Source organism: Delftia tsuruhatensis, assembly GCF_903815225.1.
In the GTDB taxonomy this organism is placed as follows: domain Bacteria; phylum Pseudomonadota; class Gammaproteobacteria; order Burkholderiales; family Burkholderiaceae_C; genus Comamonas; species Comamonas tsuruhatensis_A.
Genome location: NZ_LR813084.1, coordinates 3,435,731 through 3,455,637 on the forward strand (window position 1 = coordinate 3,435,731; position 19,907 = coordinate 3,455,637).

Here is a 19,907-nt window from a genome sequence, read left to right on the forward strand (position 1 = left end):
GATACATGCAGGCCGGCCGGTCAGCGCGGCGTCAGCGGCGCCGTACAGATGAGCAGCGCGGCCAACAGCCGCACCTCGTAGCCCTCGCGGCGGTCGATCTCTGCCAGGGCGGCGCGCAGCAACTCGAAGGGGCTGGCTTCGTCGGCAAGCGTCTCCGTGGGCATGGCAGGCCGGTCCGGCACAGGCTCGCGGCACTCCACGGGCACGGGCACCTTGACGGTCTGGACCTCGACGCGCGGCGTGGTGCCGCAGCCGGCCAGGGTCAGCGCGGCCAGCAGTATGGCAGCGGGCATCATGGCTTGGCCCTCCCCTTCAGCCAGTCGGCGCCCAGGGCCTGGAGCGCGGCGCAGTTGTCGCCGGCACCGGGCTGACGGGACAGCGTGTAGTCGGCTCGGGCGTTGAGCGCCGCGGCCTGGCCAGCGGCAGCAGCACGGGCCGGCGCCGCCTCGGCAGCACGCTGCGCGGCCGCGGTGCCCAGGGCCTCCGTCGCATCGCTGCAGGCCTGCGCCGCCTGGCGCGCGCCGTCGCGCTGCTGCTGCATGCTCACCAGCTCAGTGCGGGCCGTGGTCGCATCGTCTCGGGCAGACAGCCAGGCCCAGCCCAGCAGCGCATTGCCCGCCACACTGACCAACAAGGCGGCCGCCAGGGCCGGCAGAAGCTTTTCGCTGATCATCAGTTGTCCTCCGCGGCAAAGAGCAGGTTCTCGGCGCCCCGGTTGGTCCAGCCACGGCCAAACTGGTCGAACTTGGCCAGGCTGGCCCAGAACTTCAGCCGGAAGCCCAGGAAGCGCAGCAGCACATCGTTGTGCCCACGCAGCTCCTGCATGCTGTCCAGCGCGGCCTGCGAGCGCGGCCCCCAGATGCCGTCATCAGCCACCATCGCGGCGCGTTGCAGGATCCTGATCGCATTGCCGCGCCCGTGGTTAACCGCGGCGTCGAACACCTGGAACTTGATCGCCGGATGCGCGCGGCCAATCACGTCCCAGAAGTCCTCCAGATAGATCGCCTTGGCCTGCTCCAGCGTCAGGCCCTTGATGTCGAGATGTGGGTACGCGGCGGCCGATATGCCGTACTTGGTGCCCTTGAGCTCGCCACGGCCTTGCCGGCCTCCGGTCCAGTTGCCGTCATCGGCGGGGTTGGCAGTGAACTTGCCCTCATGCCCGATCAGCCTGTCGAATGCCTGGTCAAAGTTCATGGTCGTCACTCCGTCGCATGGGATGGGCAGCGCCGTGCCAGCGCGCCACGTTGATGAGCAGGCCCGCGAGCACGCAGGCGCTGAAAATGGTGTCGCCCACGGTGGTCCAGGTGCCCCACAGGGCCGGCTGCATGCCAGAGGCCAGAGCGCCGGCCAGCAGCAGCGCGTACCGAGCGCGAGCCAGCTTGTGCACGCGGGCAACGTGGGAGTTGAGGCGGCAGATGCAGGCCCAGCCGATGGCCAAGCAAATGCCCAGGTTGAGCATCGCGAGCAGCTGATGGGATTGCCACGTCATCACGCACCTCCCTCACCGCCACCGGCCTTGCGCTCCAGCACCCGGGCCGCGCGCTCGAAGACCCAGCGGCCCAAGCGCGGCCAGTCATCGCCCACGCCGCCCACGACGAGCGCGATGGGGGCCAGCATCCATGTCGTGTCCTCGAAGCCGAGCCACCGACCCGCGAGCGTGGCCAGGCCGGCAGTGATGAGCAGGGCTGTGGCATTGAGCCGTGCGAAGTAGCCCACGGCGCCGAGCCGCGAGCTGGGATCGCGCCGGCCCAAGGCCCATGCGGCGCCCACGGTCGATGCAATGAGGATCACCGCGTACGGCCCGATGTAGCCCGCCATCGCAGGCCCGAAGAGCACGGACGCGATTGCCACAGCTGCAGCTGTTGGTTCAAGTTGATTCATCGGCCCTCCTCCGGGCATGAAAAAACCGCCCGAAGGCGGCTGTTGTGGAGTGGGGCTGATCAGAGCGTCACAGCGAGCGCGAAGGCGGCATCGAGCGATTCAGGCGTGCCACCGATCTGCGCCCACAGGGCCGACAGAAACGGGTTGTGCCGCTCCCAGGTGTCGGCCTCGTACTCGATCTGCGCAATGCGGCGCTCGGCTGGATCGGCAATGGCCGCAATCGCCGCCTCTGCTGCCTCGTACATGCCCCAGGACTCCAGCACAAGCCGGCCCTGGCGCCGCGAGCAGGAGTGCGGCACAGCATCGACGTGCGGCGCATCGGGCCAGCGCCGCACGATCACTCCGCCCACGGTCTCCTCGATCATCTCGCTCATGCTTGGCTCCTTTGCTTGTATGCGATGCTTCCAGCAACAGTAAATGACGTAGTAGTTGGCGTCAGGTACAGGCGCAGGTGGCGTTTGAACTCAATGGCATTGGATGCATCAATCGGGGTGTCAAGCTGACCGCTGCCATTCATGGTCACATTGCCCAGAAAAGTGCTCCACTGGACTGCCGTCGAATATGTATGCGTTCCGTCATAGACAGTTCGGCCATCGATTACAAGCTCGACTCGCATCGGCCCGGAGCCGCCGCCGCGACTGACGGCCATGAAGTCCACCATGCCCCGGCCCAGCATCTCCAAACACAGAGTCCGGACACCAACACTCACTACTGGAGTGCTAGCCATTTTCGTGCCGACGGCAAAAGCTCCACCGGGGCTTCGCGGAGTCGCATCGCAAACAATCGCGGTCCAGCGCTTGTATGACTCTGCCCGGTAATTGACGATGTCATCTGCTGGATCAGTAGCGCTTGTGCCAGTCGCCGCGCTGCGCGAATACAGCTCCCCATCCAGGGGGCTCCGCACAATCTGATATTGCATGACAGTGAGCGATGCAGACCAGACCGGGAAGTCTCCGCCGCCCTGCCCCAAAATTCCTGCAAGCGTATTCATACGATCCCCCGTGTTGCGTCTTGATGTGTGAGCACCCCGGTCGCGCCGTAAACGGCCGAGATGACTTGAGTCCCCATGGAACGGCTGCGCAGCTTTGTCCCACCAAATGCAATGGAGTACTGCGCGCCATCGCCAATTGCCTCGATGATTGCAATCCGGTCGCCCGGGACCCATGTCGCGGGCAGCGTGAGCGTGATGCCGGCCGCAGCCACGATGTACGCGACCCCGGCGACGCACGTCGTGTTTGTGGTGACAACCTGACGGGCAAGGCCCGTTGCAGCACCAGGGGCGGCCACGCCGATCACCCAATCCGAGCGGGCCGCGCTGCCCGCAAACACGTCGACAGCGATCACGAGCGCACCGGTCGCGGGGTTGTAGCTCTGCACAGGCCCGCTCATCTGGGTTGCAGGGTCGCTTGTTGACGTGGCCACGACATACATGCCGGTCACGAACGAGCGCGACGGCTCGATCACAAAGCTCTTTGCCCCGGCACCGGGTGTCACGCTGGTTGAGCTGGACCCTTTGATCTGCTGGGTGGCGAAGACCTCGGCCTGGTTGCGGAAGTCCTGGGCCTGGCTGCGGAACCCCTCCGTGTCGTTTCGGAACGTCAGCGTCTGGTCGCGGTAGCCCAGCGTTGTGTTCCTGAAGCCCTCCGCCTCATTCCTGAAACCTTGGGTCTGGTCACGATAGTTCTTGGCCGTGTTGCTGAATCCTTCAGCGTCATTGCGGAACGTCAGCGTCTGGTCGCGGTAGCCCAGCGTTGTGTTCCTGAAGCCCTCCGCCTCATTACGGAAGCCTTGAGATTGGCCGGCAGACAGCCCGGCAGCTGTGGCGCGCTCATTGGCCGCAGTGGCGTTCTGAAACGTCTGGGCATTCGCCGTGTTGATCTGCGGGATCATCGCCACTTGAGCCGCAACCGTCGCGAATCCCTTGGTGTTGAATTCGGCCGGCGTGTCCGTGGGCTGCGGCGCGGGAGGCAGCTCCGTGATTGGTGTTGGCGAGACGATATCCGTCATGTCAGGCCCTCCAGCTCAAGTTCTGAGTCGGCATAGTCGTAGTAAGAAAGCACGATCTCGAAGTTCTTATAGAACCCATAGACCGTGGTGGATTCGAATCGGCTGGAGCCGATCCATAGGCAAGGCGTGGCACGCACGCTGGCAAGGAAGTCATTGAAGGAGTCAACCTCCCGGGACTCCAGCAACATCTGGAACGCGGCCCTCTTTGCGAATGCACGCTCAACGAGAACCACGTCACCAAACTCTGTGCGCTCCTTGCGCGAGTAGTCCTGGATGCCTACACGGGCGCCAGACTTGACGCCCATGGCGAATGCGCGGCGCTGACCCATCAAGATCACGCCGACAGCCAGCGCCGATGTGCCTGCAGCGTCTATCAGGATGTCAGCCGCGGGGAAGCTCGGAAGGTCCTGCGCCAGGGCCTGGGTCGGTACCCGCCGCTCAGCGAAGTACCACTCCCACCACCCAGCAGCCACTGGCACGGACGACATGGGCGTGGTCTTGTCGTACACAGTGCCGAAGGTCGGATCAATCACCCGCACGCGGATGCTTGTGGCACCCGTGACGTTGAGCGCACCGATCGAGGTGATTGCCTGGCCCGGCTTGATCCGATAGCTGATGTTGTTTGCCTGCTTGACCTGGCTGCTGACCGACTTGTCGAACGGCTTCCAGCGGTTCGTCGGCCCGACCTCGACCCACTTTGGCTCGGAGGATGGCGTCGCGGGGTTGTTGCCCGTGTTGCTGTCCGCCGTGCTCTCGTAGACCTTGTGCTGGGCGGCGAGGATCACCCGCGCGCCCTTTGCATATGTCGTGCCGGACGCCCACTCTGGATAGTCGTTCTCCGGCACATCGCTGGACACCAGCATGGCCGGCGTCACAACGAGTGGAGCGACGACGACGAGCGATGAAATGCTCATGCTGCGACCCCCTCTCCTTCTTTTCGTGGTTGCGGCATGCCATCCCCGTCCCAGCGTTGCAGCAGCTTTGCCACTTGGCTCTGGAGCCGTACGATTTGACCCGCCTGCGTTCGGTTTTCATCGATCAACTGGGCGACCAGGGCCTCCAGCCGAGCGTTGTTGTTGCCGCTGGCCATCCCTCCCGCGCCTCCAGCCCACGGGTTGAAGGCCTTTGGCACAACCGCCTCGCCCTGGTGCAGCACAGCGAGCGTGTCGCGCGGGACGAGATTGGTGCCGATAGCAAACGCCGGAATGCCCACGCTCTCGGCCGCCTTGCGCCAGTCCGACTCGTAGAGACCGGAAAGCGCGGACAGGTCAGACAGCGAGCCGCCAGCGGACTTGATCGCATCGAGCAGCCCGCGCAGATCGCCCGTGCCGTCGAAGGAGTGGTAGAGCCCCGACAGGCCGTCAAGCTTGGCGATCTCCTTCTCGTCGATCACAGGGTTGTAGAACGTCCCGCCGCTGCCATCCGTATGCGGGCGCTTGTACTTCGACGGCTTGTAGCCATCCCAGCCGCCCGTACCGCCACCACCCAACTGCGCGCCGCCGCCGTCCTTTCCAGGCTGTGCGCCCCCGCCGCCCGCGTTGTCCGGGAACATCAGCTTTTCGAGCGCCTTGATCGCTGCTTCCACGCTCAGCGTGGCGTCGATCTGCTTGTCGTTGCCGGCGAGCAGATCGCGCCAGTACATCAGCGTCTTGTCGAGGCGCTCAAGCTGCTCTTGTGAAGCCTTGAGCTGCCGCTCCTCAACGCTCAACTGCGCATCACCCTTCTCGGCCAACTCGGTGAGCTGGCCGGCGAGGATCAACGCATCACGCTCGCGCTCGAACTGCGAGGCATAGCGGCCCGACGAGATGCCGCCACGGGCTGCACCGATGGCATCGGTCAGGCCTGCGTAGTCGGTGAGCTTTCGCCCACCGCGCACGCCCGCCAGCGCATCCTCGATGTAGACCATCCCCTGGGCCGCGAGCATCTGCTGCGTGGCATCGACGGAGCCGTACAGATCCCGAGCGTTGCTCTTGAGCGTGCTCAGCGCATTTGACAGTCCGCTTATGGCTTCCTGCGATGCGCTGGCCACGTCCTGCCAGTACTTCTGTTCGCGCTGTATCGCGGCCTCGAAGTTCGCGTATGCGGCGTCCTTGGCCTTCTTGCGTGCATCCTCGACAGCCTTGGCCGCCTCGTCTGCCGCAGTCTTTGCCGCCTCGGCCGCCGTGTCCGCTGACTTCTGCGCGGCATCTGCGGCCACGCCAAACAGCTGCGCCAGGGCCAGCAGCTTGGCTGCCAACTCGGTGTTGCCGGATGCCAGCGCGTCCTCGATGAGCTTCCGGAACTTCTTCTTGGCCTCTTCGCCCCCCTTGGGGTCGATATCCACACCCAGACCCTTGAGCTGCTCGCGCACCTGACGCTGCAGGATCTCGGCGCGCTCGGCCTCGGAATAGAACCCGGCATAGAAGGCGTTGACGTTGTTCGTCAGCGCTTCGATGCCGCCCGAGGTCTTGAGCAGCGCGGTTTGTGCCTTGGCGTTCAGGTCGTTGAAGCCGACCAGGGTATTGGCCCAGCTCTTGAAGGAGGCATCGATCACCGCGATCTTTTGGATCGCAGCGGTCAGGCCTTCGACGGTCACATCCTCGCCCAGCGCATCCAACTCGTCGCGCATCCAGCCAGGGATATCGCCCTTCTTGATTTCCGCCACCAGCGCGCCACCCATGTCGCCGACGAACTGCGCCCAGGCCTTCTGGGGGTCGGCGTCCAACTCGCGGTCCTTGTACTTCTTCAGCACCTCCCCGGTCTGCTTGTCGAGGATCTGGAAGAAGCCCATGGCCCCTTCGTCGCCGTACTTGGGGTTCGTGGAGAACCCGGCAGCGATGTCGATCTCACGCGCGTTGACGCCCCCGATCTTGGCCAGCGCCTTGTACATGTCCAGCATGCCGTTGACCGTGGTCTGCAGCTGCTTGTCCAGGTCCTTGTTGGCTCGCGTGGTGAAGTCGCCCAGGGTGTTGCCCCAGGCGTCCGTGCCGAGCACCTGCTTCACAGTCAGGTCGCGGTCAGTGGTCGCCGTGGACGCCACGCCGCCAGCGTGGTTCGGGCCGCGGCTACCGAACCAGTCTCCCTTCAGGATCTTGAACACAGCAAAAGCAGCCAGCAGAGGCGGAGCAATGGCGCCCAGCAGCTCGGCGCCGGCATACAGGCCAGGGTTGGCCAGCATGCCCATGACGCTGCCGCCAGGCCCCCACGCGGTGAGCCCGTTCATGACGAGGCTCCCGGTGCCCATCATCCCTACTGCAGAGTTGCCGCCGCTCAGCAAATTCAACGGATTGAAACCGCCGCTCGCAGCGCCTGCCGCCTGGCCACCCATTCCCATCAGCGAGCTGACGCCGTACTGCACGATGGGCTCCAGCACCAAGTTGGCAAACAGCCGCTTGAGGTACTGCGCCGCGTCCTTGCCGCCGGCCATGATGTAGTCGGACAGCGTGCGGCTGATGGTCTGGGCGGTCTTGTCCCAGTCCTTCGCAGCTTCGTCCGCTGCCTTCTTGTTGCCCTCGCGGAATCCCTTCTGCTGGAGCACGCCCAGCAGTTCCTTGCGCGCGGCCAGCTCGCGCTCCAGCGCATCGATGGTGGCCTGCGACTCCGTGCCCATGCGGGCCATCTGCAACTGGTCTTCCAGGCGCGCGATGGTCAGGCGCTCCACGGCCTCGGCCAGCGTGATGTTGGCAGCAGCAGCCAGGGCATGTGCCTCCTCTTCCTGGCGCGCCTTGCGCACGGCATCTTCTGCGGACTTGATCGCGGCTTGGCGCTTGTCGGCCAGGCGGTCGGCCTGCTTGATGTCATCCTCGATGGCCTTCTGCAGGTCGCGGCGGGCCTTCTCCTCTTCCTTGGCCAGAGCGATGGCGAACGGCTGCTTCTTGATCAGGTCTTCAACGAACTTGACGTACTGTTCTTGGGTAATCTTCCCCGCGGCCAGCCGCTTCTGCACCATCTCCAGATCTTTGTAATAGGTGCTCGATAGGCCCGCCAGCTCTGCATACACCTTGGCTTGCTCGGCCAACTCCTTGGCATGCTCTTTGGCTGCCTTAGCCCCGGCCTGATTCGCCTTGTTGTGCTCCGTCACATACGTGAGCACCTGCTTGATCTCGGACTCGGATTTGCCGGCAGCTTCGCCCTCGCGACGCACCTTTGCCAGCTTCTCCTGCAGCGTGGTCTCCTTCTCCAGGGCCTTGGCATAGTCCTTGTCGAAGTCGAGCAGGGCCTGCATCCTGCGGGTGGATTCCTCCCGCTGCATGGCGGCAACCTTCTCCGCGTCAGCCTTTTCGTAGAGCGCCCACTCTTCGGCCTTCAGCGCATCGATGCGCTCCTTGATCTTGCGGACATAGGCGGCATTACTGCGGCCCGTGGCCGCGCCGCTGCCCGTCTCGCCAAAGCCCGATTCGGACTGCGCCAGCAGAGCTGTCAACTCCTTTTGCACGACTGCCAGTTGGTCGTTGATGGTCGCCGCGCGCCCCACGTTGAGCATTGCATCCCAGGCATCAGAGGCGGCGCCCTTGATGGCATTCCATCCGCGCTCGATGTAGCCCAGGGAGTCCTTGATGGTCTTGCCGCGCTCGCGCATGGCACCGTCAAGCGCCTCCATGGCCACTTTCGATGCATCGGCCTTGCGGCCCTGGTCATCCAGCGCCTTGATCTGCTCGTACACGGAGACCGTCAGGAAGTTGGTCCCTTCGTTGAGCTTGATGACGGCGGCCAGAGGATCCTTTTGCAGGCTGGCGAACTGGTCAGCCGTCTTGCTGACGGCTTGGCCCGTGAGCTTCTCCCACTCGATGGCAGTCTGCGTGTAGCGGCGCAGCTCATCGCCGCCGCGCACACCGGCTGCGACGAAATCAGCCAGGCCGGACGCCGCCTGCGCCTGAGTGCCCACCACAGAATCAATCTGCCGCGCGTACTCACGCAGCTGGCTTGTGGTGACGCCAGAAGCATTGCCGGTGAGGGCTATGGAGCGCACGAACGCCTCGTTCTCCTGAGCCCCCTGATGAAACGCCACAGCCGTCGCTGCGCCAGCGGCAGCCACCAGCGTGAGCGGGCTCACCAGCCCCATGACATACCCGCCGAGCGCTTTCGCAGCGGCAGCTGTGCCGCCGAACATATCTTTGAGTTGGCCACCCTGCTGCAGCAGCACAGTAAGGGGCGCCTGACCCGCCTGGAGGCTGACCACGATGTCGGTGAACTGGGCAGGCACCTGGCGCAGCGCTGCGGCGGTTTGCGCGGCGGACACCCCCATGGTGCCCAGCCCCTTGGTGGCAGCGCCAGCGGCTGCGGCCTGGGCGGCCTCGACCGCGCGCAATTGAGCGAGGATCGGCTCCATGACATCGCCGCCGATGCCGCGATACTTGCCCCAGGCTTCGAAATACTTGGCGGTCCCTTTCTCCCCGGCCTCTGCCGCGACCAGGGCGCGCTGAACGCTGTTGACCCAGGATTTCTCAAAGGACTCCAGCTTCCGAGCGGTCTGGTCGGCCCCCTCGCCCATCTTGGAAATGCCCTTGCCTGCCTCCTGTCCGGCCTTGATTACGGTCTGAGCGGTTTCCTGGATGCCGCGCTTGACCCGATCCAACCCCTCTTTTGTGTTGTCCTCAGCGACAACGCTGACTACGGCCTTGGGTCCTTCTTGCGTCATAGATCCGCCCATAAAAAAGGCCCGCCAAAGGCGAGCCAGAAACAGAAAACCCCGGCGGACCGGGGTTTGGATAAGTTGTTCGATGACGCTGTGCTACTTCATTCTTCGCACCAGCTCATGGCATAGGGAGGGAATCAGCCCAAGGTCCCCATCGTCTTCAATCTGGACGAAGTCATCGTCCACCACGAAGCGCTTGTACCCAACATACGCCCCGTAGGAATTCTTGGCATTGACTTCACCACAGACGGATACCCCACCCTTGCCAGTAGTGGACTTGTAGATGCCGACGTCGCGGAAACGCGCACCCTCTGGATCTTTGAAGTCTCGCGAAACTGCAGCCTTCGCCTTCGCGACCATTGCCGAGTAGTTCTGCGCGAACACCACAGGTGCCGCCGCGATGGCAGAGACAACGCCAAGAACAGCGAGCAGCCTCATATCCCCTCCAGTAGTAAAACTGGAGGGGATGGTATCAAACACCCCTCGCAGGCAGCGCCAGCCCAGCCCCTGGCAGTGCAGTTGCCCTCCTGGCATACGATGGGAGCTTCCACACAACCCATCGTCAGGAGGGCGAATGAACCACAATTTGGTGTACCACGGAGAGGTTACTCCGCAAGGGATCCGAAACCTGGAGTGCCTGATCACTCAAGCAATCCAGCACAGCGCAACAGGAGTCACCGTCTGCATTTGCAGCAGCGGCGGCGACGTCACGTCCGGCGTCGGTGCGTATAACTTCATGAGAATGCAGCCAGTCCCTGTACGAACTTATGCATTTGGCGTCTGCAGTTCTGTTGCCGCGACCATGTTCATGGCTGGCATAGACCGTATTTCGGCAGTCGTTAACTCTTTTTCACTCCACGCTGCGAGCTACTCAGAAGGACCGAACATTGGTCAAATTACTGACAGCACATCGCTTATCTGCGCACCATTTCGCACGGTGTCAGAATGGGACGAATCGCTGATAAGCAGACACTTCGGGAGCACGGCATCCACCTATCTGACCGCAGAAGATGCACTACGGCTGCGGATCGCCACGCATATACAGGACATCAGCTTTCATCGGTCGGAGCCGGTAGCGCATGTGGCAATCCCAGATCAGAAGCCACCTCAGGGATACACACCACCCGCCCCCAAAACACTATCGGAACTGATGAATTCATGCGCGCTCCCCGGGGCTGCTGCCATCCCAGCGAGTCGCTGATACGGGCAATAGTCCGTTTCCATCCCAGCGCGCGAGCAGGCAGGCGATCTGGGTGTTGAGGCGCACAATCTCGCGGCCCAGGGCCAGCGCCTCGGGCCAAGGGTTGAACAGGGTCGGCACGATGGCTTCCCCGGGGTGCTCCTTGGCGAGCATGTCGCCCACGGCGAACTTCGGGATGTCTGCCGCGCCGGCTGCGGCCAGCCAGTCGGCCAGGTCCGCCAGCGTGAGCCCGGCCGCGCCAACCTCGCGCAGGAAGCCGGCGAGGTCGCCGCTCCGGGCGTACTTGGCATCGATCTCGGCCAGGCGCGCAGAGGTGGCCGCCTGCTTGGCAGACGCTGCTGCCGCGTGTGCATTGGCGGCTGCTGCGTTTTCATGGGAGCTCATAGTTCCTCCGGAAATTCAAAGGCCGCCTCGGCGGCTTTACTCTTCGCGCATGGCCGCCAGGGCCTCAGACTCCATGACGCGGATGTCGCTGAACAGCGCGTCGTAGTCCTCTTCGCTGAGGCCCATGCGGTCCAGTTCGTGCTGCAGCGGGATGTAGTCGAGCGAGGCCGGGCCGCTCATGGTGTAGCGCCACTGGCTGCCGACCTTGCACCACAGCTTGTAGGCCGGGAAGTTCTCGGGCCATATCTCGACGGGCTGCTGCTCTGCCTCCCAGTCCCGGTACGTCATGCCCCAAAAGCCGAGCTGCTCGGCTGTCGGGGGTTTGCGGTAGATGGCAGCAGCTATGGCCCTCAGTTTCCCAGGCGGCCCGTGGTGCAGAGCTGGCGGTAGCCGTCCCACAGCGCGGCGGGCGCGGCCGGGGCCTGGTCGAACAGCTCGATCAGCGTGTTCTTGCTCAGGGCGGGGAACTCCTCGTTCCAGGCGGCCAGGTACTTGAGCGCGTTGTCTGCGTTCACGGCATCGCCACGCTCGAACATGCCAGCGAAGCTGAACTTGGCTTCTTCGCCTTCCTTCTTGGCCGTGTCCTGCTGGGCCGTGGCCAGCGCCAGCGTGGCGCCCGCGATTTCGTCCCACAGGACGCCGAATTCCTTGCGGGTGCGGTACTTGAACTTGCACTCCAGCTTCGCGCTGGTGCCATCCGGCAGAGGGAATTCGATAGTGCCTGAGATGGTCTCGGGGCGCTTGCCCAGGATGAACGGAGCGGCCTTGTCGGCCTTCTTTGCAGGTGCGGTCATGGTTTTCTTTCAGCAGATGGATGAGAAATGCCCGCGCCCGACTGCCCGCCTCTGCTGAGAGACGAAACAGCCGGGCCGGTGCAACTGGCGGCCGATCAGACGGCGTAGCGGGTGGTGCGGCCCTGCGGGGCCATGGCGGCGGTCACGGTGTCCACCTGGCCCTTGGTGAGCGAGGGGATCTCGTTCAGGGCGATGTAGCCGTAGAAGTAGTTCACGTTGCCGTTGGGCTTGAGCACCTTCAGAGCGACCAGCAGACGGTCCTCGGAGGCCTTCTTGGTCGCCTTGTAGCCCGGCAGGCTGGGGTCATCGCCGATGGGGATGGTGATGCTGGTAGCCGAGAACCCAGTCGGGATCTGGAACGTGTTCATGCTGGCCAGGGGGGCCACGTCGGCGAACTGCGCTTCGCCGCCCGAGGTGGACGGATTCAGCACCTGCTGGATTTCCTGCCACTTCTTCACGGGCAGGGCCGATGCGGGGACGCCGCCGCCCGAGGTAAAACGGGCTGTATTGGAGGTGTCCAGTCCTTCGATCTCGAAGGTGCCCGCGGCCGTGTTTGCGACGCGGTACACGCGGTTGTTCGCGTCGTCCCAGCCTGCGGTCAGGATGAACTCCTTGCCATTGGCCATGCCGTGGCCCGCTGCCGTGGCAACCGCTGCTGTTGCGTTGCTGATGGCGGTGATCGGGATCACTGCGTCGTATTCGGTGGAAATGAACAGCTTCGAGCCGTCCGGAACGCTATATGCCATGGTGGGCCTTTCGGAAATGAAAAAACCCGCCGAAGCGGGTATGAGGTTGCGCCCGAGCGGGCAAGAAAACCGCCAGGCGGCGGAACTGGTCGGGACCCTATCGGGCGCCCCAGATGGTGTAGGTCTGCAGGTAGCCCGGCGTCTCGTCGCCGTCGCCGTAGGCCCCGATGGGCTCGGACACTGGGCGCGCGATCAGCTGAGGCATCGCGGCACGCAGGGCGGCCTCGATGGTCTGCATCAGCGAAAAGGCCTTGAGCGGAGTGCTGTCCCAGGTGTTGATCTGGATCTGCACGTTGCGCTTGTCGGCCACCGTGTTGTCCAGCCACTCCAGCGGATCGCCGCCGATGTGCTGCCAGGTCACATAGGGCATGGTCGTGCCGTAGGGCGCAGTGCCCACGACGACGCGCGGGCACACGACCAGCAGCACGGCCATGAGGTCAGATTCAAGCGCCACCGTAGCCTCCCTGTTCAAACAACCGGCGCCACAGCTCGGCTTGAGCGGCCTTCTGCGCCTCTGGGAGCGAGCTGGCCGCGCTGCGCACAAAGGCCTTGCCGGGAACCTGCTTCGGACTCGGAAGAGTCACGTAGTAGGCGTCCTTCTGGGCCTGGCTCGCGCGGCGGGGCGGGGGCGGCTGGCCGTCCATGCCGGGCCTGACCATGGGCCGCACCTGGCCGTCGTTGGTCTGGTAGTAGCGGTAGCGTTGCAGGTAGCCGAACTCCACCAGATGCCCATGGGGCGCCTTCTTGTGGTTCCAGCTGATGTGGTACTCCGCCCTTTTCCCGTCCTCCGACTTCTCGTCGCTGAAGTACTGGTAGATGGAGCGGTCAAGGTTTCCCGTCACGCGCCCCAGGCCCTGGACGTTGAGCTTGACGCGCTCGTAGATCACCTGCGCGCCGGCCTGAGCCATGGGCCGGATTGCCGCCTCCACGCCGGACTCCAACGCGCTGAGCATGTCGTCCACGGCGCTCAGGTCGAGCTCCATGCCGAACGAGTTGCCACCGGTCAGCACCTTGCGACGGCCATCACGCCCCGGATTGGATAGGGTGCGCCTTGCCATTCAATCCTCCTTCAGGGCTTGCCCTGGATGAGCTTGCACACGAGGTCCATGTATTCCCGGGTCGGCCCCGGGAGCACTGCCTCGATGCTGTAGATGGACGAGTCGAACAGCACGCGCATACCGGCGTCCAAGCCAGTGCGGCGCCTGATGCGGATGCTCGCGCGCACGATGGACACCTCAGCGTCCGCCTTGATAGTGCCCAGGCCAGACTTGTGCTGCACGTTGGCAGCGATGCGGCCTGGGGAGATGTTCTCCCAGGCCTCAGGCTCGGGCGTGCCCCAGCCGTCTTTGCCGCCTGTCTTGCGCTGGATGTGGATGCGGTCTCGAAGGGTGCCGGCGCGGAACGTGGTCATAGGCCTTGCACCTTTCGATGAGGCCGCAGCAGATCGCGCGAGCCGTTGGGCATGGCGAAGGACTGCGCGCCCACCACCACATCCTCGCGGTTAGCGAAGAGGTGACCGCAGATCAGCAGCATCGCCGCTTTCACCGAGTAGGTGGCCACCATGGGCAGCTCACCAGCCTCGCCCGCAGCCACCGCAGCGTCAAGCTCGGCCTGGTCGGCGTACACCTTTCGGCCCAGGTACTCCTGGGCGGCGTCGATGGCAGCACCGAGGTACAGCTCGACCATCACGGCGTCCTCCGGGTCAGCCCGACAGTGGTCGATGGCCGTCTCGATGGTCAAGATGGGCATGCCTGCTTACCCCTTGGCAGCGCCAGCCTTGCCGCGACCTGCCTGCTTGTTGGCGGCCGAGTCGTCTTCTTCGAGGGCCTCGAAGTAGCGTGCGGTCGCCTCCAGTTCGGGCGGCACCTCGTCGCCAACCTCGTAGGTCACGGGGTGGAACTCGCCGTCCGGGACGGCCTTGAATTGCTTGGTGGCTTTCATGTTTTCTCCAGGTGATGGGCGGGCCGGAGCCCGCCCTGGTCATCAGGCTGCAGCCACCTTCAGGGCCTTCAGCACATCGGGGTTCAGCAGACCGCCGCCCACGCGCTTGGTCGTGTAGAACTGCACGAACGGCTTGTTCGTGAAGGGGTCACGCAGCACGCGCACGCCGGTGCGGTCCACGATCTGGTAGCCGCGCTTGAAGTCGCCGAACATGGCCGAGATGGCGTTGGCGGCCACGTTGGGCATGCCGGCCACGGTCGTCACCGGGTAGCCGGCGATGGTGGCGGGCTGGCCTGCCACGTAGCTGGGTTGCCACAGGTAGTTGCCCTGGCCGTCCTTGAGCTTGCGGATCACACCCTGGGTCGTGCGGTTCATCAGGAAGCGCGCATTGGCCGTGTACTCCTCGGGTAGCTCGTAGATCAGGTCCACGATGGCGTCGGAGGTGATGGCGCCCACGGCGCCCGAGGCCACCGTCTTGATGTCACCCCAGGGATGGGCCGCAGCGTTGGCGCCACCCGTGACATAGGTCAGCAAGCCGTTCGGGCGGTCGTTCGCGCCAGTGCCGGTCAGGAAGGCGATGCCCTCCTGATACGCGAACTCGGTTTCGACCTCGCCAGCCAGCCACTGCTCCAGGTTGACCTCGGCATCGTCCAGCATCTGCTGGGTGGCCGCCGGATTGGCGTACAGCTCGCCCGGCTTGTAGGTCATGGGGCTGAACGTCGGCGTGTTGGTCTGCGGCCGCGCCGTGGTTTCGCCCACCCAGCCGGAGGTCGTGCCACGGTTGTTGAACAGCTTGCTGTAGCCGGCCGTGGAGATGGACTGCACCGAGGCGATGCCACGGATGGGCGAGACCTGGATCAGGCGGTCCGTGATGGTGCGATCCCACTCGATCGGCGCCAGGTAGCCTCCTTCGGTGGACGAGCCCTTGTTCAGCGAGGCCTGCACCTCGCCGCGTGCGAAGTGCGCGCGGAAGGCGGCGCTGTATTCCTTGTCGGCCGGGCCTGCGTTGGGCACACCCTGCTGCGCAGCGGCCAGCTTGGTATGGGCGTCCTCGATCTCGCGCTGATGGCGGTCGATGTCGGCATTGATCTTCTCGATCTTGGCCTGGAAGTCGCCGGTTCCCTGGCTCTGCTTGAGGGCGTTGAGCTCCTGGGTGTGAGTTGCCTTGAAGGCTTCAAAAGCCTTACCCAGGTCTTCGATGGTCTTGTTGACGTCGGTCATGTTCAGCCTTTCATGGCGTGGATGAGGTTCTGCAGCGCGGAAGCTGCGACGGGATGCGGAGCCGAATCACTCAGGCCGCCAGGTTTTCCAGCCGAATCGCTCAGGCCGGACTTGAAATCGGAGAGCAGTCGTTGCGCCTCGCTGCGCGGCATGCCGCTGGATCGCAGTGCTGCTTCGATGCGGCGAACGGCGACGGCTTGGGTGCCGCTTCCGTCATCCTTGATGGCGGCGTCTTCCAGCAGGGCGTCCGCCCAACCCTCCGCGACTGCGGCAGAGCCGCCAATCCAGCTTTCCTTGTCCATCAAGGTCTGGATGCGCTTGAGCTCTACGCCGGTGCGGGCCTGGTAGACATCCGCCATGGCGGCATCGAAAGGCGCCATCTGTTCGCTCAGCTCGGCGAAGTCGTGCCGGTTGCCTGCAGCCAAGCACCAGCAGTTGTGGATCATCAGGAACGATGGGCGGCCGATGCGGATCTCGTCGCCCGCCATCGCGATCACGGAGGCGGCGCTTGCGGCCAAGCCCAGGATGTTGATGGTCACGCGCCCACGGTGCTCGCGCAGTTGGTTGTAGATCGCAACGCCTTCAAACATGTCGCCGCCTGGGCTGTTCAGGTTGACTGTCACATCGCGATCACCGATGGCCCGAAGGGCGCCGGCTACGCGCTTGGCGGTGACGCCATCGCCGGTCCACCAGTCCTCCCCAATCACGTCGAGGATGCTCACCACGTTGTCGGGCGAATCGCCGGCAGCTGCCTGGATGGCGGGCGACCAGCGAGCCAAGGCATTCGGCGATACGAACGATTGGATTCGCTCGCGGCCGTAGGCCTGCAGCTCAGGTAGTTGCTTGAGGCTCATTGCTTGCTTTCTTCCCTGAGGGATCGCCCAGGGTGTTGAACTTCGGGTTCGGGTCTGCCGGGTACTCAGCGAGGTCGCGGACCTCATTGGCCGTGTGCCATGGCTGGTGGCCACCGGCGCCCAGCGCCTTGGCGAAGTAGTCCGCCTGGTCCTTGAGCGTGCCGCGCAGCAGCGCGCGCTCGTTGAACTTGAAGTAGTAGTGCCCCCTCTCCGCATCCGTCAGCAGCGAGCGCTCCAGGGCCTGCTCCCAGGCCGTGAAACGCGGCGTCATCGTGAACTGCACGAAGAAGATGGCCAGCTGCTCGATGCCGGAGCCCCAACTGGTATCATCCATCATCAGCAGCGGGCGGGGCACGCCGTACAGACGGGCCACCTCCTCGATCTGGTGGTTGCGGCTTTCCAGCTGCTGGCCGTCCTTGGCCGTCGAGGTGAAGGGATTGGCCTTGGCCCCCTCCTCCGCGATCATCCATTTGTTGACGTTCTCGGAGCCGCTGAGCCCCTGGTCCAGGGAAGCCCGCATGCGGTTGTACGCCTGGTCTGAGAGAGCATTCGGCGTCTCGATCGCGCCCCCAGCCATCACGCCAGTCTTGAAGATGTTGCCGGCCGCGCGCTGCGCCTGCTCGGCCAGCTCGAAGACCTCGGTGGACAGTTGCCGCTTGGACAGGCCCAGCACACCGTCGAACGACAGCTCGCGCACATGCAGGATCTCCTCCTGGTCCAGCGTGATCTGACCGCCGTTTTCAGTTGTGCAGCGGTACTGCATGCGCCAGTTGCTGCCCAGTTTGGCGTCCACCTTCCCTTTCTCGAAGGGAATCAGGTGGATCGGGCGGCCAGCGGCGCGGATGATGCGCGCGTATGCGTTGCCCTCGGTCTCCAGCAGCAGCTGCATCTGGCTCTTGAACTCCATCGGCGTCTGCCAGGGGTTCGGCTTGTAGCGCAGCAGCTTGTGCGCCGGGTGATCCTTGGCAACCTCCTTGTCGTCGCCGGCCCGGTAAAGGCTGGTGGGCAGCATGCCCAGGCCATTGCCGATCAGCGACAGACAGCGCAACGCCGAGGTGTTGCGCAGCATCCGGTTCGATGCGCCCATCTGGCCCTTGCGGATGAACTCCAGCAGCGCCGGGTCGTCCAGCCCCTGGAAGGCAATTCCTTCCGAACTGGCTCGCGGGCGCGACTGAGCCTCCGGCCCATCCCGCCGGAACAGCTTGTCGAATATCTTCATGTGGTCGTGCCCTATAGAAAGCGCATGCCGCGCGTCTCGTAGACGGATGGCCCCTTGGCCTGCGGGTTGGTCGCCATGAGCGTGACGGCGTTCAGGGAGGCCATCAGCGGATCGATCTTCCCTGTGCCGCTGGCCTGCTTCGTGATCAGAGAGGCGTTGCCCGAGGGCACCACCTTCGCATTGCCAACACACCAGGCCATGAGAGGCTGTGCGGCGTGGGTAAGACTCCCATCCTCCAGGCCCCGCTCCGCGACAGCCATGGCGCCGGTGAGCTTCCAACCCTGCGAGATGCCGATGATCATTTCCTCCGGTATCCCGGCATCAATGAGCGCCTGGTACACAACCTTGTGCGTTCGCTCAGGGTCCAGACCGATTCGCGCCAGCAGGCCGGCGTCGTAGATCTCCTTGCAGACCGCCGCAAGCTCCTCCAGATCCTGCCCCGGGCGCTCCACCACGACCAGGTCGCCGTCGCGCTCGAAGTCTCGGTATCTCGGCTCCTCCGACTTACGCCTTTCGATGCCAATGGGGTGGATCCAAGCCTTGTTCCAGAGCGCACAGCGAGTCACGCCTCGGTATCGCCCCTCAACAGCTAGGCCCAGCAAGTCATCCAGCCCGCCACCGTCGATCCCGACCACAACGACCTCGCACTCGCGCAGGATGTATTCGAGCGAAATGCGGCGGTTCCCACGAAGCTCCCAAAACTCTGCGCCAGCCCAGCTGTTGGAACGGTGCTTCAAGCCGACCTCAACGTTGCCGTACTTGGCCAGCATGCCTCTGAGCGACTCCTTGCCCTCCTGCTGCGCCTTGCGAAACTCGCGCTCCAAGAATGGCCGGTCCACCGAGTACCCCAGATTGGGGTTCACCATGGCCAGGTTCTCCAGGAGCATGCAGCCCTCGTTCTTCACCAGCTCTGGCGGGTGCTCGAACAGTATGGGCAGGAACTCGGGATCAATGATGGTGCCGTCGCGCACACCCCTCGCGTACTCCAGCTTCTCCTTGAAAACGCCCGCAGGTTCCTCGTCGCTCTGGGTGGTGATGTAAAGGATGAAACCTTCGGGACGCGCAGCCAACCCGCCGCCAGCCTCTCGCAGCATGTCCTTTGCCTTGGCGATCTTTCCGAACAGCCAAAGCTCCTCCACCAGCAGCACGGCAGACTTCTTGCCGGAAACGGTATTCGTGTCCGCCGCGATCACCTTCAGCTTCGCGCCCATGCTGCGATGGGTCAGGATCCGCTGGGTGTCCTGCACATGGATCAGTTCCGCCAACTCGCTGTAGGGCTCCTCGTCCTCGTCTTCGCTCTCCTCCAGGTACTGCACCATGTCTTTGGCGGGAGTGAAGCTGTTGTCAGCCACTTCCTTTGTTGGCGCCAGGATGGTGAACTCGGCCGACCGGCGCCAATTGCGCACCAAGCAGGTGAGCATGATGGAGGCAGCCAACCCGGACTTGAAGTTCTTCTTCGGCAGCATCACGAACCATTCCTTGATGAGCCTGCGGCCGCTATTGGCGTCGTAAGCACCGAAGATGGTTGCGGCCAGGTCAAAGATCCACTGTCCGCAGGCGTCAGCCATGCGCGGGCTGCCCGGGGCGTCCACGATGCGCAGATCCCGCATCACGGCCAGACCCGCCTCGGCCTCCTCAGGAAAGATCGGCGGCGGAATGATCGAGCGACCCTCCCGGATCCGCTCAGCCCAATCAACGCATGCGGTAGACCATTCAGGCATCCGGCACCTCCTACTGCAGGTTCGGCGGCGCGGCCGATGCGTACTTCCCGCTCTTCGCCCGGGTGGCTGCAGCGCCAGCGCGGGCGGCCTTCTTGCCCCCGTTCTCGCCGCGGCGGACTTCGGCCGACAGCAGCGCTTTCGCGGCGTCAATCCGCAGCTTGGCTTCGGTGCCGCTGTCGTTCATCACCGCCTTTAGGAACTTGGCGGGCTCGTCGTAGGTAACGCTCAGGTTCAGGTATGCGGGCTCTTTCGGTGGGCGGCCGGCGCCCGGACGCGCGCCGCCGCTGCGCCCTTTGACTCCGCTCATTTAACATTCCTCCCAAC

At 64.3% G+C, this 19,907-nt stretch carries 26 protein-coding genes; 1 reads left to right on the top strand and 25 read right to left on the bottom strand.

Features of this window, described 5'->3' with window-relative positions:
- Window positions 1–20: 20 nt before the first annotated feature.
- The 11 genes from L1Z78_RS15520 to L1Z78_RS15570 form a co-directional block, all read right to left on the bottom strand.
- Entirely contained in the window at window positions 21–296 is a 276-nt protein-coding gene (locus L1Z78_RS15520; protein ID WP_234637296.1) for a hypothetical protein, read from the bottom strand.
- Window positions 293–673, bottom strand: a complete 381-nt coding sequence (locus L1Z78_RS15525) for a hypothetical protein (protein WP_234637297.1) — start codon at window positions 671–673, stop codon at window positions 293–295. The genes L1Z78_RS15520 and L1Z78_RS15525 overlap by 4 nt, the downstream gene beginning before the upstream one ends.
- Window positions 673–1,194, bottom strand: coding sequence for a glycoside hydrolase family 108 protein (locus L1Z78_RS15530; protein WP_234637298.1), 522 nt, complete (start codon window positions 1,192–1,194; stop codon window positions 673–675). Before L1Z78_RS15530 ends, L1Z78_RS15525 begins: the two co-directional genes overlap by 1 nt.
- Window positions 1,184–1,489: a hypothetical protein gene (locus L1Z78_RS15535; protein WP_234637299.1), complete on the bottom strand. Its 306-nt coding sequence runs from the start codon at window positions 1,487–1,489 to the stop codon at window positions 1,184–1,186. Before L1Z78_RS15535 ends, L1Z78_RS15530 begins: the two co-directional genes overlap by 11 nt.
- Entirely contained in the window at window positions 1,489–1,851 is a 363-nt protein-coding gene (locus tag L1Z78_RS15540) for a hypothetical protein (protein ID WP_234637300.1), read from the bottom strand. The genes L1Z78_RS15535 and L1Z78_RS15540 overlap by 1 nt, the downstream gene beginning before the upstream one ends.
- 89 nt (window positions 1,852–1,940) lie before the next feature.
- On the bottom strand, window positions 1,941–2,255 hold the full coding sequence (locus L1Z78_RS15545) for a hypothetical protein (RefSeq protein WP_234637301.1): 315 nt from the start codon (window positions 2,253–2,255) through the stop codon (window positions 1,941–1,943).
- Complete coding sequence (locus L1Z78_RS15550; RefSeq protein ID WP_234637302.1) at window positions 2,252–2,872, bottom strand: hypothetical protein; 621 nt, start codon at window positions 2,870–2,872, stop codon at window positions 2,252–2,254. The genes L1Z78_RS15545 and L1Z78_RS15550 overlap by 4 nt, the downstream gene beginning before the upstream one ends.
- A complete protein-coding gene (locus L1Z78_RS15555) occupies window positions 2,869–3,888 on the bottom strand; it encodes a hypothetical protein (RefSeq protein ID WP_234637303.1) in 1,020 nt (339 codons plus the stop codon). The genes L1Z78_RS15550 and L1Z78_RS15555 overlap by 4 nt, the downstream gene beginning before the upstream one ends.
- Window positions 3,885–4,802, bottom strand: coding sequence for a carbohydrate-binding protein (locus tag L1Z78_RS15560; protein WP_234637304.1), 918 nt, complete (start codon window positions 4,800–4,802; stop codon window positions 3,885–3,887). The genes L1Z78_RS15555 and L1Z78_RS15560 overlap by 4 nt, the downstream gene beginning before the upstream one ends.
- Window positions 4,799–9,505, bottom strand: coding sequence for a phage tail length tape measure family protein (locus L1Z78_RS15565; RefSeq protein WP_234637305.1), 4,707 nt, complete (start codon window positions 9,503–9,505; stop codon window positions 4,799–4,801). The genes L1Z78_RS15560 and L1Z78_RS15565 overlap by 4 nt, the downstream gene beginning before the upstream one ends.
- 93 nt (window positions 9,506–9,598) lie before the next feature.
- On the bottom strand, window positions 9,599–9,940 hold the full coding sequence (locus tag L1Z78_RS15570) for a hypothetical protein (RefSeq protein ID WP_234637306.1): 342 nt from the start codon (window positions 9,938–9,940) through the stop codon (window positions 9,599–9,601).
- Window positions 9,941–10,076: 136 nt separating this feature from the next.
- Here L1Z78_RS15570 and L1Z78_RS28175 point away from each other — a divergent pair, with 136 nt between their 5' ends.
- Window positions 10,077–10,703 carry an ATP-dependent Clp protease proteolytic subunit gene (locus L1Z78_RS28175; RefSeq protein WP_418921628.1) on the top strand — a complete coding sequence of 209 codons (627 nt, stop codon included), beginning with the start codon at window positions 10,077–10,079 and terminating at the stop codon, window positions 10,701–10,703.
- Here the strand turns inward: L1Z78_RS28175 and L1Z78_RS15575 are convergent.
- The 14 genes from L1Z78_RS15575 to L1Z78_RS15640 all read right to left on the bottom strand — a co-directional run bounded on the left by L1Z78_RS15575 (window position 10,659) and on the right by L1Z78_RS15640 (window position 19,890).
- Complete coding sequence (locus L1Z78_RS15575) at window positions 10,659–11,087, bottom strand: hypothetical protein (RefSeq protein WP_234637307.1); 429 nt, start codon at window positions 11,085–11,087, stop codon at window positions 10,659–10,661. The two genes, L1Z78_RS28175 and L1Z78_RS15575, sit on opposite strands and share 45 nt — an antisense overlap.
- Before the next feature lie 36 nt (window positions 11,088–11,123).
- Window positions 11,124–11,375, bottom strand: a complete 252-nt coding sequence (locus tag L1Z78_RS15580; protein ID WP_050771847.1) for a DUF1799 domain-containing protein — start codon at window positions 11,373–11,375, stop codon at window positions 11,124–11,126.
- A gap of 62 nt (window positions 11,376–11,437) precedes the next feature.
- Window positions 11,438–11,881, bottom strand: a complete 444-nt coding sequence (locus L1Z78_RS15585; protein WP_234637308.1) for a phage tail assembly chaperone — start codon at window positions 11,879–11,881, stop codon at window positions 11,438–11,440.
- A 95-nt stretch (window positions 11,882–11,976) separates the two neighbouring features.
- Window positions 11,977–12,627, bottom strand: coding sequence for a phage tail protein (locus L1Z78_RS15590; protein ID WP_234637309.1), 651 nt, complete (start codon window positions 12,625–12,627; stop codon window positions 11,977–11,979).
- A gap of 97 nt (window positions 12,628–12,724) precedes the next feature.
- A complete protein-coding gene (locus L1Z78_RS15595) occupies window positions 12,725–13,081 on the bottom strand; it encodes a DUF3168 domain-containing protein (RefSeq protein WP_234637310.1) in 357 nt (118 codons plus the stop codon).
- Complete coding sequence (locus L1Z78_RS15600) at window positions 13,071–13,685, bottom strand: HK97 gp10 family phage protein (protein WP_099750619.1); 615 nt, start codon at window positions 13,683–13,685, stop codon at window positions 13,071–13,073. The genes L1Z78_RS15595 and L1Z78_RS15600 overlap by 11 nt, the downstream gene beginning before the upstream one ends.
- Before the next feature lie 11 nt (window positions 13,686–13,696).
- Window positions 13,697–14,038, bottom strand: a complete 342-nt coding sequence (locus L1Z78_RS15605; protein ID WP_234637311.1) for a phage head closure protein — start codon at window positions 14,036–14,038, stop codon at window positions 13,697–13,699.
- Window positions 14,035–14,376 carry a head-tail connector protein gene (locus L1Z78_RS15610; protein ID WP_234637312.1) on the bottom strand — a complete coding sequence of 114 codons (342 nt, stop codon included), beginning with the start codon at window positions 14,374–14,376 and terminating at the stop codon, window positions 14,035–14,037. Before L1Z78_RS15610 ends, L1Z78_RS15605 begins: the two co-directional genes overlap by 4 nt.
- A 6-nt stretch (window positions 14,377–14,382) precedes the next feature.
- Window positions 14,383–14,568: a hypothetical protein gene (locus tag L1Z78_RS15615; protein ID WP_034369093.1), complete on the bottom strand. Its 186-nt coding sequence runs from the start codon at window positions 14,566–14,568 to the stop codon at window positions 14,383–14,385.
- Between the two features lie 42 nt (window positions 14,569–14,610).
- The gene (locus L1Z78_RS15620) at window positions 14,611–15,789 is read right to left on the bottom strand and encodes a phage major capsid protein (RefSeq protein ID WP_234637313.1); all 1,179 of its coding nucleotides are present in this window, start codon (window positions 15,787–15,789) and stop codon (window positions 14,611–14,613) included.
- 2 nt (window positions 15,790–15,791) lie between these two features.
- Complete coding sequence (locus tag L1Z78_RS15625; RefSeq protein ID WP_234637314.1) at window positions 15,792–16,643, bottom strand: head maturation protease, ClpP-related; 852 nt, start codon at window positions 16,641–16,643, stop codon at window positions 15,792–15,794.
- Window positions 16,621–17,862, bottom strand: coding sequence for a phage portal protein (locus L1Z78_RS15630; RefSeq protein ID WP_234637315.1), 1,242 nt, complete (start codon window positions 17,860–17,862; stop codon window positions 16,621–16,623). The genes L1Z78_RS15625 and L1Z78_RS15630 overlap by 23 nt, the downstream gene beginning before the upstream one ends.
- Before the next feature lie 11 nt (window positions 17,863–17,873).
- Window positions 17,874–19,583 carry a terminase large subunit gene (locus L1Z78_RS15635; protein ID WP_234637316.1) on the bottom strand — a complete coding sequence of 570 codons (1,710 nt, stop codon included), beginning with the start codon at window positions 19,581–19,583 and terminating at the stop codon, window positions 17,874–17,876.
- Between the two features lie 10 nt (window positions 19,584–19,593).
- Complete coding sequence (locus L1Z78_RS15640) at window positions 19,594–19,890, bottom strand: hypothetical protein (RefSeq protein ID WP_034392891.1); 297 nt, start codon at window positions 19,888–19,890, stop codon at window positions 19,594–19,596.
- Between the last annotated feature and the right edge of the window lie 17 nt (window positions 19,891–19,907).